Source organism: Agrobacterium vitis (assembly GCF_014926405.1).
GTDB lineage: Bacteria > Pseudomonadota > Alphaproteobacteria > Rhizobiales > Rhizobiaceae > Allorhizobium > Allorhizobium vitis_H.
In genome coordinates this window covers 1,713,033-1,727,412 of sequence record NZ_JACXXJ020000005.1, presented here as the reverse complement: position 1 = coordinate 1,727,412, position 14,380 = coordinate 1,713,033, and the positions used below count along the sequence as shown (strand labels likewise).

Annotated in this window: 24 protein-coding genes; all 24 read left to right on the top strand. The window is 55.7% G+C overall.

Annotated features, from left to right (window positions below; all coding sequences use genetic code 11):
- Positions 1-2: 2 nt before the first annotated feature.
- The 24 genes from rpsS to IEI95_RS19200 all read left to right on the top strand — a co-directional run bounded on the left by rpsS (position 3) and on the right by IEI95_RS19200 (position 14,172).
- Positions 3-281, top strand: a complete 279-nt coding sequence (rpsS, locus tag IEI95_RS19315; RefSeq protein WP_015915742.1) for a 30S ribosomal protein S19 — start codon at positions 3-5, stop codon at positions 279-281.
- 2 nt (positions 282-283) lie between these two features.
- Positions 284-673 carry a 50S ribosomal protein L22 gene (rplV, locus tag IEI95_RS19310; RefSeq protein ID WP_015915743.1) on the top strand — a complete coding sequence of 130 codons (390 nt, stop codon included), beginning with the start codon at positions 284-286 and terminating at the stop codon, positions 671-673.
- Positions 673-1,386, top strand: coding sequence for a 30S ribosomal protein S3 (gene rpsC, locus IEI95_RS19305; RefSeq protein ID WP_041696471.1), 714 nt, complete (start codon positions 673-675; stop codon positions 1,384-1,386). Before rplV ends, rpsC begins: the two co-directional genes overlap by 1 nt.
- Positions 1,387-1,423: 37 nt before the next feature.
- The gene (gene rplP, locus IEI95_RS19300) at positions 1,424-1,837 is read left to right on the top strand and encodes a 50S ribosomal protein L16 (protein ID WP_015915745.1); all 414 of its coding nucleotides are present in this window, start codon (positions 1,424-1,426) and stop codon (positions 1,835-1,837) included.
- A 10-nt stretch (positions 1,838-1,847) separates the two neighbouring features.
- A complete protein-coding gene (gene rpmC, locus IEI95_RS19295; protein ID WP_015915746.1) occupies positions 1,848-2,048 on the top strand; it encodes a 50S ribosomal protein L29 in 201 nt (66 codons plus the stop codon).
- A 15-nt stretch (positions 2,049-2,063) separates the two neighbouring features.
- On the top strand, positions 2,064-2,300 hold the full coding sequence (rpsQ, locus tag IEI95_RS19290; protein ID WP_015915747.1) for a 30S ribosomal protein S17: 237 nt from the start codon (positions 2,064-2,066) through the stop codon (positions 2,298-2,300).
- A gap of 233 nt (positions 2,301-2,533) precedes the next feature.
- Entirely contained in the window at positions 2,534-2,902 is a 369-nt protein-coding gene (rplN, locus tag IEI95_RS19285; protein WP_015915748.1) for a 50S ribosomal protein L14, read from the top strand.
- A 15-nt stretch (positions 2,903-2,917) separates the two neighbouring features.
- Positions 2,918-3,226 (top strand): 50S ribosomal protein L24, encoded by a 309-nt coding sequence (gene rplX / locus IEI95_RS19280; protein ID WP_156533250.1) that lies wholly within the window; start codon positions 2,918-2,920, stop codon positions 3,224-3,226.
- Positions 3,219-3,776: a 50S ribosomal protein L5 gene (gene rplE / locus IEI95_RS19275; RefSeq protein WP_015915750.1), complete on the top strand. Its 558-nt coding sequence runs from the start codon at positions 3,219-3,221 to the stop codon at positions 3,774-3,776. The genes rplX and rplE overlap by 8 nt, the downstream gene beginning before the upstream one ends.
- 33 nt (positions 3,777-3,809) lie before the next feature.
- A complete protein-coding gene (gene rpsN, locus IEI95_RS19270) occupies positions 3,810-4,115 on the top strand; it encodes a 30S ribosomal protein S14 (protein ID WP_060715702.1) in 306 nt (101 codons plus the stop codon).
- A gap of 12 nt (positions 4,116-4,127) precedes the next feature.
- Complete coding sequence (gene rpsH, locus IEI95_RS19265; RefSeq protein WP_015915752.1) at positions 4,128-4,526, top strand: 30S ribosomal protein S8; 399 nt, start codon at positions 4,128-4,130, stop codon at positions 4,524-4,526.
- A gap of 42 nt (positions 4,527-4,568) precedes the next feature.
- On the top strand, positions 4,569-5,102 hold the full coding sequence (rplF, locus tag IEI95_RS19260; protein ID WP_015915753.1) for a 50S ribosomal protein L6: 534 nt from the start codon (positions 4,569-4,571) through the stop codon (positions 5,100-5,102).
- Between the two features lie 12 nt (positions 5,103-5,114).
- A complete protein-coding gene (gene rplR, locus IEI95_RS19255) occupies positions 5,115-5,477 on the top strand; it encodes a 50S ribosomal protein L18 (protein ID WP_015915754.1) in 363 nt (120 codons plus the stop codon).
- A gap of 145 nt (positions 5,478-5,622) precedes the next feature.
- Positions 5,623-6,192, top strand: a complete 570-nt coding sequence (gene rpsE, locus IEI95_RS19250; protein ID WP_015915755.1) for a 30S ribosomal protein S5 — start codon at positions 5,623-5,625, stop codon at positions 6,190-6,192.
- Positions 6,193-6,203: 11 nt separating this feature from the next.
- Positions 6,204-6,407, top strand: a complete 204-nt coding sequence (rpmD, locus tag IEI95_RS19245; protein ID WP_015915756.1) for a 50S ribosomal protein L30 — start codon at positions 6,204-6,206, stop codon at positions 6,405-6,407.
- A gap of 16 nt (positions 6,408-6,423) precedes the next feature.
- Positions 6,424-6,903 (top strand): 50S ribosomal protein L15, encoded by a 480-nt coding sequence (rplO, locus tag IEI95_RS19240; RefSeq protein ID WP_015915757.1) that lies wholly within the window; start codon positions 6,424-6,426, stop codon positions 6,901-6,903.
- Positions 6,904-7,244: 341 nt separating this feature from the next.
- Positions 7,245-8,585, top strand: coding sequence for a preprotein translocase subunit SecY (gene secY / locus IEI95_RS19235; protein WP_156533249.1), 1,341 nt, complete (start codon positions 7,245-7,247; stop codon positions 8,583-8,585).
- Entirely contained in the window at positions 8,582-9,166 is a 585-nt protein-coding gene (locus tag IEI95_RS19230; protein ID WP_156533248.1) for an adenylate kinase, read from the top strand. Before secY ends, IEI95_RS19230 begins: the two co-directional genes overlap by 4 nt.
- Positions 9,167-9,409: 243 nt before the next feature.
- Positions 9,410-9,778: a 30S ribosomal protein S13 gene (rpsM, locus tag IEI95_RS19225; protein ID WP_015915760.1), complete on the top strand. Its 369-nt coding sequence runs from the start codon at positions 9,410-9,412 to the stop codon at positions 9,776-9,778.
- Positions 9,779-9,910: 132 nt separating this feature from the next.
- Entirely contained in the window at positions 9,911-10,300 is a 390-nt protein-coding gene (rpsK, locus tag IEI95_RS19220; protein WP_015915761.1) for a 30S ribosomal protein S11, read from the top strand.
- 99 nt (positions 10,301-10,399) lie between these two features.
- Positions 10,400-11,410 carry a DNA-directed RNA polymerase subunit alpha gene (locus tag IEI95_RS19215; RefSeq protein WP_015915762.1) on the top strand — a complete coding sequence of 337 codons (1,011 nt, stop codon included), beginning with the start codon at positions 10,400-10,402 and terminating at the stop codon, positions 11,408-11,410.
- Positions 11,411-11,529: 119 nt separating this feature from the next.
- Positions 11,530-11,955, top strand: coding sequence for a 50S ribosomal protein L17 (rplQ, locus tag IEI95_RS19210; RefSeq protein WP_015915763.1), 426 nt, complete (start codon positions 11,530-11,532; stop codon positions 11,953-11,955).
- Between the two features lie 248 nt (positions 11,956-12,203).
- Positions 12,204-13,262, top strand: a complete 1,059-nt coding sequence (locus IEI95_RS19205) for a purine-nucleoside phosphorylase (RefSeq protein ID WP_234891010.1) — start codon at positions 12,204-12,206, stop codon at positions 13,260-13,262.
- A gap of 397 nt (positions 13,263-13,659) precedes the next feature.
- A complete protein-coding gene (locus IEI95_RS19200; protein WP_156533246.1) occupies positions 13,660-14,172 on the top strand; it encodes a P-loop NTPase family protein in 513 nt (170 codons plus the stop codon).
- The last annotated feature ends 208 nt before the right edge of the window (positions 14,173-14,380 follow it).

Genomic DNA, 14,380 nt, shown 5'->3' with positions numbered 1-14,380 from the left:
AGATGGCTCGTTCAGTATGGAAAGGCCCCTTCGTTGACGGCTACCTTCTTAAGAAGGCTGAAAAAGTTCGTGAGAGCGGTCGTAGCGAAGTGATCAAGATGTGGACCCGTCGGTCCACGATCTTGCCCCAGTTTGTCGGTTTGACGTTCGGCGTCTATAACGGCAGCAAGCATATCCCGGTCAGCGTCAACGAAGACATGGTTGGCCATAAATTCGGTGAATTCGCTCCGACCCGGACCTATTACGGTCACGGTGCGGACAAGAAAGCGAAGAGGAAGTAACGATGGGCAAGGCAAAAGCCGAACGCCGGCTGAAGGATAACGAGGCGCAGGCCGTTGCGCGCACGCTCCGCGTCAGCCCTCAGAAGCTCAACCTGGTTGCAGCTTTGATCCGTGGCAAGAAGGTCGACCGCGCTCTGGCCGACCTGACATTCTCGCGCAAGCGCATTGCAGATACAGTGAAGAAGACACTGGAATCGGCTATTGCGAACGCTGAGAACAATCACGACCTCGACGTCGATCAGTTGATCGTCGCCGAAGCCTATGTTGGTAAATCGATCACCATGAAGCGGTTCCACGCTCGTGGCCGTGGCCGCGCATCGCGCATTGAAAAGCCATTCTCGCATCTGACGATTGTCGTGCGCGAAGTCGAAGCCAAAGGGGAGGCCGCATAATGGGTCAGAAAATCAATCCAATCGGTTTCCGCCTGGGCATTAACAGGACCTGGGATAGCCGTTGGTTCGCCGACAACGCTGAATACGGCAAGCTTCTTCATGAAGACCTGAAGATCCGCGCCTATTTGATGGATGAGCTGAAGCAGGCCGGTATCGCCAAGGTGGTTATCGAGCGTCCGCACAAGAAGTGCCGCGTCACGATCCACTCGGCGCGTCCGGGCTTGATCATCGGCAAGAAGGGTGCAGACATCGAAAAGCTTCGCAAGAAGCTTTCCGAAATGACCAATTCCGAAACGCACCTCAACATTGTTGAAGTGCGCAAACCGGAAGTCGATGCAACGCTGGTCGCTCAGTCGATCGCCCAGCAGCTCGAGCGCCGTATCGCGTTCCGTCGTGCGATGAAGCGCGCCGTACAGTCCGCCATGCGTCTGGGTGCCGAAGGCATCAAGATCACCTGCGCTGGCCGTCTCGGTGGTGCCGAAATCGCTCGTACGGAATGGTACCGCGAAGGTCGCGTGCCGCTTCATACGCTGCGTGCCGATATCGATTACGGTGTAGCGGAAGCTACAACCGCTTATGGTATTTGCGGCATCAAGGTCTGGATCTTCAAGGGTGAAATCCTTGAGCATGATCCAATGGCCTCCGAGCGCCGGGCGCTGGAAAGCGACGCCCAAGGCGGCAACAACAACAACCGTCGTCGCGAGAACGCCTGATTAGGCGCGCCCGGAGAAAAGTTCGGAGAATAGATAAATGTTGCAGCCAAAGCGTACCAAGTACCGCAAGCAGTTCAAGGGACGCATCAAGGGCGTTGCCAAGGGCGGTTTCGACCTGGCGTTCGGTGAATTCGGCCTGAAGGCTCTTGAGCCCAACCGCGTCAATGCACGCGAGATCGAAGCGGCTCGCCGCGCGATCACGCGCTACATGAAGCGCGCAGGTCGTGTATGGATCCGGGTATTCCCCGATGTGCCGGTAACGGCAAAGCCTACCGAAGTCCGTATGGGTAAGGGTAAGGGCTCTGTTGAATACTGGGCATGCAAGGTCAAGCCCGGCCGTATGATGTTCGAGATCGACGGTGTGTCCGAGGAAATCGCCCGCGAGGCGCTGCGTCTCGGCTCGGCCAAGCTCTCGGTGAAAACGCGCTTCGTACAGCGCATTGCAGAGTAAGGATCAAGCCATGAAAGCCGCAGATGCACGCGCCATGAGCGCTGATCAGTTGAAGGATGAGTTGGGCAACCTGAAGAAAGAGCAGTTTAACCTGCGCTTCCAGAAGGCAACTGGCCAGCTTGAAAAGTCCTCGCGCATCAACGAGGTCCGCAAGGACATCGCCCGCGTGAAAACCATTGCCCGCCAGAAGGCGGCAGAAGCCAAGGCCTAAAGGACCAGAAGAACAATGCCGAAACGCATTCTGCAGGGCGTCGTGGTCAGCGACAAGAACGAGAAGACAGTTGTAGTTCGGGTTGAGCGTCGATTCGCTCACCCACTGCTTCAGAAGACCGTTCGTCGCTCGAAGAAATACAAGGCTCACGACGAGAGCAATCAGTATAAGATTGGTGACGTGGTTTCCATTGAGGAATGCGCACCGATTTCCAAGGATAAGTGCTGGACGGTCGTTTCCGCCCAGGCTTAATTTGCAGAGAAATGGGGGAGGCCACTTGCGCCTTTCCCAAAAATCTGTAGAAGCACCGCAACGGCGCAAGAACGCTCCATCGAGAGCGTTCTTTTGCTTTGAGCGCAGGGAAGGTCCTTTTTAAGGAAACCACCTTGGCAAGATCCTCCTCCGCTCGAAAAGACATAAAGATCCATAAGCCGGAATAGGGGGCATCGCCCAACCGTTCCGGTATAACGAGAAGGCGACCTGACATGATTCAGATGCAGACTAACCTCGACGTTGCCGATAATTCCGGCGCGCGTCGTGTCATGTGCATCAAAGTGCTGGGCGGTTCTAAGCGCAAATACGCTTCGGTCGGCGACATTATCGTCGTTTCGATCAAGGAAGCTATTCCGCGCGGCCGCGTGAAAAAGGGTGATGTGATGAAGGCCGTGGTGGTTCGCACCGCCAAGGACATCCGTCGCGCCGACGGCAGCGTCATCCGCTTCGATAACAACGCAGCCGTTCTTATCGACAACAAGAAAGAGCCAATCGGCAGCCGTATCTTCGGACCGGTTCCGCGCGAACTTCGCGCTAAGAACCACATGAAGATCATCTCGCTGGCTCCTGAAGTTCTTTAAGGGGAGCGATTGACGATGCAAAAGATTCGTAAGGGCGACAAGGTCGTCGTACTCACCGGCAAGGACAAGGGTCGTTCTGGTGAAGTCATTCAAGTGATGCCGAAGGAAGACCGTGCGGTCGTTCAGGGGATCAACGTCGTAAAGCGCCACCAGCGCCAGACGCAGACCCAGGAAGCCGGTATCATCAACAAGGAAGCCTCTGTGCACCTTTCCAACCTTGCTATTGCAGACAAGGACGGCAAGCCGACTCGCGTTGGTTTCTCCGTTGTCGATGGCAGGAAGGTTCGCGTTGCCAAGCGTTCGGGGGAAGTGATCGATGGCTGAGACCAAGTATGAGCCACGGCTCAAGGCAGAATATGTAAGCCGCATTCGTCAGGCGCTTCGGGAACAGTTTTCCTACGCCAACGAAATGCAGATCCCGAAGCTTGACAAGATCGTCATCAACATGGGCGTGGGCGAGGCAACTGCCGATTCCAAGAAGCCTACGGTTGCTGCTGCGGATCTGGCCGCGATTGCTGGTCAGAAGCCGGTCATTACCCGGGCTCGTAACTCTATCGCTGGTTTCAAGGTCCGCGAAGACATGCCGATTGGCGCAAAGGTTACCCTGCGCGGCGCTCGTATGTATGAGTTCATGGACCGTCTGATCAACATCGCGCTTCCGCGCGTTCGCGACTTCCGGGGCTTGAACCCGAAGAGCTTTGACGGCCGTGGCAACTTCGCCATGGGCATCAAGGAACACATTGTGTTCCCAGAGATCAACTACGATAAGGTTGATCAGATGTGGGGCATGGACATCATCGTTTGCACGACGGCTCCCACGGATGACGAAGCACGGGCTCTTCTAAAAGAGTTCAACTTCCCCTTCCGTCAATAACCGTAACGACGAGCGTAGAAGAGGAACTTCAATATGGCGAAGACAAGCGCAGTTGAAAAGAACAAGCGCCGCCGCAAGACAGTTGCCCAGCAATCCGGCAAGCGCGCCGAGCTGAAGGCAATCATCATGAACCAGTCCCTGTCGATCGAGGACCGTTTCAAGGCAACCCTGAAGCTGGCAGAAATGCCGCGTGATGGCTCCAAGACCCGCATCCGTAACCGTTGCGAAGTCACCGGTCGTCCGCGTGCATTTTATCGCAAGCTCAAGATGTCGCGTATCGCACTTCGTGAGCTTGGCAATTCCGGCAAGGTGCCGGGTATTGTAAAGTCGAGCTGGTAAGGAGACGGGCAAATGACGATGACTGATCCGTTGGGCGATATGCTCACCCGTATCCGGAATGGTGCTGCCCGCCGCAAGGCTTCGGTGGTTACTCCGGCTTCCAAGCTGCGTGCGCGCGTTCTGGATGTTCTTCAGGCTGAAGGCTACATTCGTGGCTATTCTGAAATCGACCATGGTAACGGCAAGGCCGAGATCACGATCGAACTGAAATATTATGAAGGCGCGTCGGTGATCCGTGAGATCGGCCGCGTGTCCAAGCCGGGCCGCCGAGTCTATGTCTCGGTTAAGTCCATTCCGCAGGTCGCGAACGGCCTCGGCATTACCATCCTTTCGACTCCGAAGGGCGTAATGGCCGATCACCAGGCTCGCGAACAGAATGTTGGTGGCGAGGTTCTCTGCTCTGTCTTCTAAGACAGCGCAGAGATCTCCCTAGCGAACAGACAGGATAATCACATGTCTCGTATCGGTAAAAAGCCCGTTCAGGTTCCTGCAGGGATCACGGCCTCGGTTGATGGCCAGAAAGTAACTGCCAAGGGCCCGAAGGGCGAACTCTTCTTCGTCGCAAATGACGAAATCTCGGTTGCGCTTGAGGACAATGCAATTGTCGTCAAGCCAGTCAACGACTCCAAGGATGCACGCTCAAAGTGGGGCATGTCCCGCACGATGATCGAAAACATCCTGAAGGGCGTCAAGGACGGCTACGAGCGCAAGCTCGAAATCAACGGCGTTGGTTACCGCGCATCTTTGCAGGGCAAGAACCTGCAGCTGGCGCTCGGTTTCAGCCACGACGTTGTGTATGAGCCGCCGCAGGGCATCACTATCGCCGTTCCGAAGCCGACGGAAATCGTGGTTTCCGGGATCAACAAGCAGCAGGTCGGTCAGGTCGCTGCCGAGATCCGCGAATATCGCGGCCCCGAGCCCTATAAGGGCAAGGGCGTCAAGTATGCCGAAGAGCGGATCGTCCGCAAAGAAGGCAAGAAGAAGTAAGGAACGCGCGAAATGGCAAGCAGAAAAGAAGCACTTGTACGTCGTGCCAACCGCGTACGGCGTCAGATCAAGGCGGTGGCCAATGGCCGTCCGCGTCTGTCGGTACATCGCTCTTCGAAGAACATCTACGTCCAGGTTATCGACGACGTGGCCGGCCGCACGCTGGCTGCTGCATCGACGCTGGACGGCAGCCTGCGCTCTTCGCTGAAGACCGGCGCCGACACGGCAGCAGCCGCTGCTGTTGGCAAGCTGGTCGCCGAGCGTGCTGTTGCCGCTGGTGTGAAGGAAGTCGTGTTCGATCGCGGCGCCTTCATCTATCATGGCCGCATCAAGGCACTGGCAGAAGCCGCCCGCGAAGGTGGTCTGTCGTTCTAAGGGATAGCCGCCCGGATGCGCGTGTATCCGGGCGGTTTCGCGGCTTTGCCGCATAGACCGGAAAGAGCCTGACCCGTTAGGGGAGGGTCTTATTCAAGATTGTAATCTGCCGATTGCACCCGGAAAAGAAAAAAGGAAAAGGACAATGGCACAAGAAAAGCGTGGTTCGCGGGACGACCGTCAGAACCGTGAAGAGCGCGATAGCGAATTTGTCGACAAGCTGGTCGCCATCAATCGCGTCGCCAAGGTCGTCAAGGGCGGCCGTCGTTTTGGTTTCGCTGCTCTCGTCGTCGTCGGCGACCAGAAGGGTCGTGTTGGCTTCGGTCATGGCAAGGCACGTGAAGTGCCGGAAGCCATTCGCAAGGCAACCGAGTCCGCCAAGCGCGACCTGATTTTCGTACCGCTGCGTGATGGCCGTACGCTGCATCATGACGTTCATGGCCGTCACGGCGCCGGCAAGGTGCTGCTGCGGTCTGCTAAGGCTGGTACCGGTATCATCGCCGGTGGTCCGATGCGCGCCGTTTTCGAAACGCTCGGCATGCATGACGTTGTTGCTAAGTCGACCGGTTCGTCGAACCCTTACAACATGGTTCGTGCAACGTTCGACGCGCTGAAGCACCAGGTTCATCCGAAGGACGTCGCTGCACAGCGTGGCCTGAAGTATGCGACCTTGCAGGCTCGTCGTGCCGCGTCCGGCAACGGTTCTGAAGAATAAGGAGCTGGACAATGGCCAAGAACACTGAAGCCCAGAAGACGATCACGGTCGAGCAGATCGGTTCGCCTATTCGCCGCCCGGCTGTACAGCGCCAGACGCTTATCGGCCTGGGTCTCAACAAGATGCATCGGGTCCGCACGTTGGAAGATACGCCTTCGGTTCGTGGCATGATCCGTGCTGTCCAGCATCTCGTTCGCGTCGTCGACGAGAAGTGAGACGGAGGAAACTGTCATGAAACTGAATGAAATCAAAGACAATGAAGGCTCCAGCAAGGACCGTATCCGCGTAGGTCGCGGTATCGGTTCCGGCAAGGGCAAGACCGGTGGCCGTGGCGTCAAGGGTCAGAAGGCGCGTTCGGGCGTTGCCGTCAATGGCTTCGAAGGCGGCCAGATGCCGATCTATCGCCGCCTGCCGAAGCGTGGCTTCAACAACATCTTCGCTTCCGAATTCACGACCGTTTCGCTCGGTCGGATTCAGACAGCGATCGATGCCGGCAAGCTCGACGCTTCCGCCACCATCGATGCAGCAGCTCTCAAGGCTGCTGGCGTGATTCGCCGCCTTAAAGACGGTGTTCGCGTCCTCGGTGACGGTGAATTGACGACGAAGGTAACGATTGAAGTTGCCGGCGCTTCCAAGCCAGCGGTCGAAAAGATCGAAAAGGCGGGCGGCACGATCAAGCAGCTGTCAGCTGCTGCGGAAAAGTCGGAATAATCGATTAATATTATCGCCCGGGGTGCTTCACACCGGGCGATTTTTCTACCATATGTGTGCCTCGCGACCCATTGGCGGCTCCTGTGTCGCTTTCTCCCCAAATCATCTTGGTTTGGGGAGAAAGCGACACAGCACTTTTTGAGTGATAAAGCAGCTTTCGTGTGTTTGAAAAAATGCACAGCGCTTTATGTTCCGTCTTCCGGGAATTTCGGAAACAGAGGGAGAGGCATCTGGTTGCACTGCAATCGCTCCGCCCTCGGTTTTCTGCGAGAGAGAACGAACTTTACCTTCGGCAGGCTGTCCATCGTCAAGCCGCCGTATATGGTGACGCGGAGAATTTTATGGCTTCTGCAGCGGAACAATTGGCCTCGAACCTGAACTTTTCAACCTTTGCGAAGGCAGAGGATTTGAAAAAGCGCATCTGGTTCACGCTGGCCGCCCTTCTTGTCTATCGTCTAGGTACCCACATTCCGCTGCCTGGCCTCAACCCTGAGGCCTATGCGGCTGCCTTTAAGGGGCAGTCCGGTGGTATTCTGGGGCTGTTCAACATGTTTTCCGGTGGCGCGGTGCAGCGCATGGCGATTTTCGCCCTTGGCATCATGCCCTATATTTCTGCTTCGATTATCGTCCAGTTGATGACATCTGTCGTTCCCTCGCTTGAAAACCTCAAGAAGGAAGGCGAGCAGGGGCGCAAGATCATCAATCAATATACCCGCTACGGCACGGTTTTGCTCGGCACGCTGCAAGCCTATGGGATTGCGGTTGGTCTGGAGCACGGCAATGGCTTGGTGACCGATCCCGGCCTGTTCTTTCGCCTTTCGACCGTGGTGACGCTTCTGGGCGGTACGATGTTCCTGATGTGGCTTGGTGAGCAGATCACCTCGCGCGGCATTGGTAATGGTATTTCGCTGATTATTTTCGCAGGTATTGCCGCCGGCCTTCCGACGGCGCTTGCTGGTACATTGGAGCTTGGCCGCACCGGGGCTTTGTCAACAGCGTTGATCCTGACGGTCATCGTGGTGGCAATCGGCGTGATTGCGCTGATCGTTTTCTTTGAGCGCGCCCAACGTCGTTTGCTGATCCAATATCCGAAGCGCCAGGTTGGCAACCGGATGTTCCAGGGCGACACATCGCATCTCCCACTGAAGCTAAACACGTCAGGTGTTATCCCCGCGATCTTCGCTTCATCGTTGCTGCTGCTGCCAGCGACGGCTGCTGGCTTCACCGGTGGCTCGACGCTCCCTGCCTGGGCAACGACTATCATCAGCGCGCTTGGCCATGGTCAGCCTGCCTATATGGTGCTCTATGCTCTGCTGATCGGCTTCTTTGCATTCTTCTATACGGCCATTGTTTTCAATCCGAAGGACACGGCTGATAATTTGAAAAAGCATGGTGGTTTCATTCCGGGCATTCGCCCCGGTGAGCGCACGGCTGAATATATCGATTATGTGCTGACGCGAATCACCGTTGTCGGTGCGATTTACCTTGTATTTGTTTGTATCCTTCCCGAAATTTTGGTTTCTCAAACCGGGGTTCCCTTATCCCTTGGTGGTACGTCGCTTTTGATTGTTGTCAGCGTGACCCTGGATACGGTAGCACAGGTACAAGGTCACCTGATTGCTCAGCAATATGAGGGGCTGATCAAGAAATCGAAATTGCGAGGAGGAAAGAGGGGACGATGAGAATCATTCTTTTGGGACCGCCAGGGGCGGGCAAGGGGACGCAGGCGCAACGGCTGACTGAAAAATATGGCATTCCCCAACTTTCCACGGGCGACATGCTGAGGGCCGCGGTTGCGGCTGGGACAGATATTGGTAAGCGTGCGAAGGCCTTGATGGAGGCTGGTGAACTGGTGTCTGATGATGTCGTCAACCAGATCGTTGCAGAGCGTATTCAGGAAGCAGACTGCGCCAAGGGGTTCATTCTTGACGGTTACCCGCGCACTGTGCCGCAGGCTATCACTCTTGCCGAGAACATGGGCAACGCTGGTCTCATCCTCGACGCGGTGATCGAACTCAAGGTTGACGAAGAAGCTTTGATCGGTCGTATCGAGAAGCGCGTTACTGACACGATCGCGGCTGGCGGTACGGTTCGTCCTGACGACAATCCCGAATCGTTCCGCCGAAGGATCGGTGAGTACCGGGAGAAGACAGCGCCGCTGTCCGCGCATTACTCTGCCAAGGGGCAGTTGGTTGTGCTGGATGGCATGGCAGATATGGATTCGGTGACGGAAGCCATCGGGTCGGTGTTAGAAAAAGCCTGAGCTGTCGGCTTTGCTGCATTCTTGTCCTCAAGAATTTTTAAGGGGCCGGTTGCTTTTGTCAGCCGATTCCGCTAAAGACCGCGCCAACTCGCAACATTGAAGCGACCGGCGCGATCTTCCAATGCTGGAAGACGGGTTCGGTCTTTTGACTGTTGAGAATTCGTTTTTGTAATTGCGGTTCTTTTGGGCCGTGTAACGACACACCACTTGCCGGATGGCAACTGGAACGCAAGGAGAATAGGCGTGGCACGTATCGCTGGCGTCAACATCCCAACGGCAAAGCGCGTAGTTATCGCGCTGACCTATATTCATGGGATTGGTCCGAAGTTCGCACAGGAAATCATGGAAAAGGTTGGCCTTTCCGCCGACCGCCGCGTTCATCAGCTGACAGATGCTGAAGTTCTGGCTATCCGTGAAACCATCGACCGCGATTACCAGGTCGAAGGTGACCTGCGTCGCGACACCGCAATGAACATCAAGCGATTGATGGATCTGGGCTGCTACCGCGGTCTGCGTCATCGTCGCGGTCTGCCTGTTCGCGGTCAGCGTACCCATACCAATGCTCGTACTCGCAAGGGTCCGGCAAAGGCTATCGCTGGTAAGAAGAAGTAAGTTTCGCTTTATGGCGAGCTTGAGGCTGGCACGTCAGTGCCGGCCTTGTTGCAGTTTTGGAGAGGGCGCTTTGTCCTTTCCGGTGGAGCCGCTGGTGTTACGGCGGTGTCGAGATCAATGAAAGGGAATTGAATGGCCAAGGAAGCCACACGCGTTCGCCGTAGAGAGCGCAAAAATATTTCGTCGGGTGTTGCGCACGTCAACTCGACATTCAACAACACGATGATCACCATCACCGATGCGCAGGGCAATGCAATTGCCTGGTCGTCTGCTGGTGCCAAGGGCTTCAAGGGTTCGCGTAAGTCGACCCCGTTTGCCGCTCAGATCGCTGCTGAAGATTGCGCCAAGAAGGCTCAGGAACACGGCATGAAATCGCTGGAAGTCGAAGTTTGCGGTCCGGGTTCTGGCCGTGAGTCGGCTCTGCGCGCTTTGCAGGCCGCGGGCTTCATGATCACCTCGATCCGCGATGTGACCCCGATCCCGCACAATGGCTGCCGTCCTCGCAAGAAGCGCCGCGTCTGATCATTCTTCGTCCGGCCGGGATATGCGTAGATGCGGTCCCGGTTCTTCTCATGCTCGGTCGTCACGATTGAATAGTGGCGACGAACGGAAGGTAAACATATGATTCAGAAGAATTGGCAGGAACTGATCAAGCCGAACAAGGTTGAGTTCTCCTCCAGCGGTCGCACCAAGGCAACCCTGGTTGCCGAACCGCTTGAGCGGGGCTTCGGTCTGACGCTCGGCAACGCGCTTCGTCGCGTTTTGCTGTCGTCGCTGCGCGGTGCTGCCGTGACGGCTGTCCAGATCGACGGTGTTCTGCATGAATTCTCGTCGATCCCGGGTGTTCGCGAAGATGTCACCGACATCGTTTTGAACATCAAGGAAATTGCCATCAAGATGGACGGCGACGATGCCAAGCGCATGGTTGTCCGCAAGCAGGGTCCGGGCGTCGTGACCGCTGGAGATATCCAGACGGTTGGCGATATCGAGATCCTCAATCCGCACCACGTCATCTGCACGCTGGATGAAGGCGCGGAAATCCGGATGGAATTCACGGTCAACAACGGCAAGGGCTATGTCCCGGCTGATCGTAACCGGGCAGAAGATGCTCCGATTGGGCTTATCCCGGTCGACAGCCTCTATTCGCCGGTCAAGAAAGTGTCCTACAAGGTTGAAAACACCCGCGAAGGCCAAGTTCTTGACTACGACAAGCTGACCATGACGATCGAGACCGACGGGTCTGTTTCGGGTGAAGATGCGGTGGCTTTCGCTGCTCGTATTCTCCAGGACCAGCTGTCTGTCTTCGTCAACTTCGATGAGCCGCAGCGTGAAGCTGAAGAAGAAGCCGTTACCGAACTGGCTTTCAACCCGGCGCTGTTGAAGAAGGTCGACGAACTCGAACTTTCGGTCCGTTCGGCCAACTGCCTGAAGAACGACAATATCGTGTATATTGGCGATCTGATTCAGAAGACCGAAGCCGAAATGTTGCGCACGCCGAACTTTGGTCGCAAGTCGCTGAACGAGATCAAGGAAGTTCTGGCTTCCATGGGCCTGCATCTGGGTATGGAAGTTCCTGCCTGGCCGCCGGAAAACATTGAAGATCTCGCCAAGCGTTACGAAGACCAATATTAATCTTAGATAAGGCAGGTTGAACTCTGCCTTTCCAGTCAAACTGCGGATCTTGATCCGTATGTGTCAGGAAACGGCAGGGCCGCAACAAGCGCGGGAACCTGCATTGAAGGAGAATAGCCATGCGCCATCAGAAAGCCGGCCGCAAGCTGAACCGTACCGCCAGCCACCGTAAGGCAATGTTTGCCAATATGGCGGCTTCGCTCATCACCCATGAGCAAATTGTCACGACCCTGCCAAAGGCGAAGGAAATTCGCCCGATTGTAGAACGGCTTGTCACGCTCGGCAAGCGCGGTGACCTGCACGCTCGTCGTCAGGCCATTTCGCAGATCCGCGATCAGGATGCTGTTCGCAAGCTGTTCGATGCGATTGCTACTCGTTACGCTAGCCGTAACGGCGGCTACCTGCGTATCATGAAGGCTGGTTTCCGTCAGGGCGACAATGCTCCTCTGGCCGTTATCGAGTTCGTTGAGCGCGATGTCGATGCCAAGGGTGCAGCTGACAAGGCTCGCGTTGCCGCTGAAGCAGAAACCGCTGAAGCAGCATAAGCCATAAGCGACGTTAAGTCGTTTGTTTCAGGGCCGGATGGGAAACCATCCGGCCTTTTTCTATTTTTTGGCTTGCAGCCGGAAAATTTTTCGAGGGAGTCATGTTCAGGCGTCACTCGAATTTCAGCTAATCTGCAGGATTGATTATGCCTTTGGCCTATGGTTTTGACCTGAAATTCTGTCCGAGCTAAGAAGGAGATCTCCTCCCTGCAATGGTGCCATTGCCCTTCGATAAAGAGATCTATCCTATGATGCCAAGATTGCCTGCATTCGCCACAGCGATGATTGTCACCGCGTTGACGGTGGCGTCGAGCGCCATTGTCAGTCATGCCGCGTCGTCGGCTTCCGGCCGGGGAGTGAAAACGATTGCTCCGAAGGTTCTCGTTATCACCATGTTTGGCGAAGAGACCAAGCCGTGGCTGGCAGGGCGCAAGCTGACGACGAAGGTTAAAGTGCCAGGCCTGTCGAAAGAGTATCCGGAGGTCGCTTGCGATCGTCAGGGCCTCTGCGTGATGACCACGGCGATGGGCTATGCCAATGCGGCGAGCTCGACCATGGCGGTCGCGTTCGACCGTCGGTTTGATCTCCGCAACACCTATGTGTTGATCGCAGGCATTGCCGGTGTCAATCCGAAGGAGGGAACTCTGGGGTCGGCGCTCTGGGCCAGATATGTGGTGGATGGCGGATTGCGGCATGATATCGATGCCCGCCAGATCGACAAGGACTGGCCAGACGGGCAGGTGCCGCTGGGTGCGGCAAGTCCGACCGGCAAGCCGACCTGGGCGGCGGGGACAGAAGTCTACGCGCTGAACGAGGCGCTGGTCCAGAAGGCCATGGCGCTGACCGGGTCCATCGAATTGATGGACAGCGATGCTGCCAAGACCTATCGCGCCGCCTATGCCGCGCCTGCGGCCAAGGCGGCTCCGTCTGTGAAGATTTGCGACACGATCTCAGGCGATACCTACTGGCATGGGGTCAAGGACGCTGAAGCCACGGAACGATTTGCTACCCTGGTCACCGATGGAAAAGCCCATTACTGCACCACCCAAATGGAGGATAATGCGACGCTGACAGCTTTGAAGCGGGCCTCGGAGGCCGGGCGCCTCGATTTCAACCGTATTCTGGTGTTGCGCACAGCGTCCAATTTCGACCGCGAACCGTTTGGCCGCACCGCTATCGAATCGCTGACTTCGACGTCGGGCGGTTTCATGCCATCAGTTACAAATGCTTATCGAGTGGGAAGTCGTTTCGCCGATACAGTCATTGATAACTGGAAAACATGGAAGGAAGGCGAGGGCTGGAAATAGACCATACACCGAGTTTCGTGAGTGCCCTATACTAAGGCGAATATGCTAACGCGCGTTCGCCTTGAAGAGATTGTAAATATCTCCAATGCATCGAAGACTTGTGTTATTTGCAAAAGGAATACGAAGAGTCATTTTTAATGACTCTTCGTATTATGCGTTTTATGGTTTTATAAAAAAATAAGCCATTAAGGACGTCAGCCCCTAACCGAAATATGGCATCCAAGTGGATACTGGTGCCGAGTCGCCTTGCGGTGCGTGTGTCGGGCGGTTTGTCTTGCTGGAGATATCTTCGCGAAACATTCTGCACACTCACCTGTTGTGAGGCATTTGTTTTGCAACGTTAGAAAATTCAGTTCAAGTCTGTCGTTTTAATTGGGAAATTTCAGGCCAATAGCCGATGTCGCGGATCGTCATTCTCGGTAATGCTGGTGGTGGAAAATCTACTCTCGCTCGCAAGCTTGGCGAGAAGCGAGGTTTACCGCATGTCGAAATCGACCGCTTTCTTTGGCAAGAAGGTTGGATTCTAACCCCGCCTGACGTCTATGCACTCAAGCATGAGAAAATTATTTCTGAAGATGCCTGGGTGATCGACGGGCTAGGCAGCCTGGACTCGATCCCGTCCCGCGTTGAGCGAGCAACGGAAATCATCCTCATCGACATGGCGTTATGGATGCATTTCTGGCTTGCGGCAGAACGGCAGATGGCATGGATGGCTGGGAAACTCGAACATGCCCCAGGCGGTTTTTCTGCTATGCCACCCACGCGAGAGCTTTTCCGTACGATTTGGGATGTCGATCAGGGATGGATGCCGACAATTCGAGAGCTTTGCGCGGAGGCTAAGCTCCAAGGCAAACCGCTGGTGCAGCTCAGCAGCTTAGACGAGCTGAATGCATTCGCAAATGATATCTGATCCGGATGCGTCACGCTTTTCGCAGAATCCTGCCTGGGTTTCGCGAGAGATATTGGAAGCAGAAAGTATTCCACATTTAAGTTAGGGCTGGAGCAAGAGCGCGATGCGTTTTTCGAGCCTTGTATTTCGGTCTTCGGAAGCGGCATAAAGCCTGTCGGGTTCAATCTAAACCTGACAGGCTTGAAGACGAATTGACCGGCGTCACAGC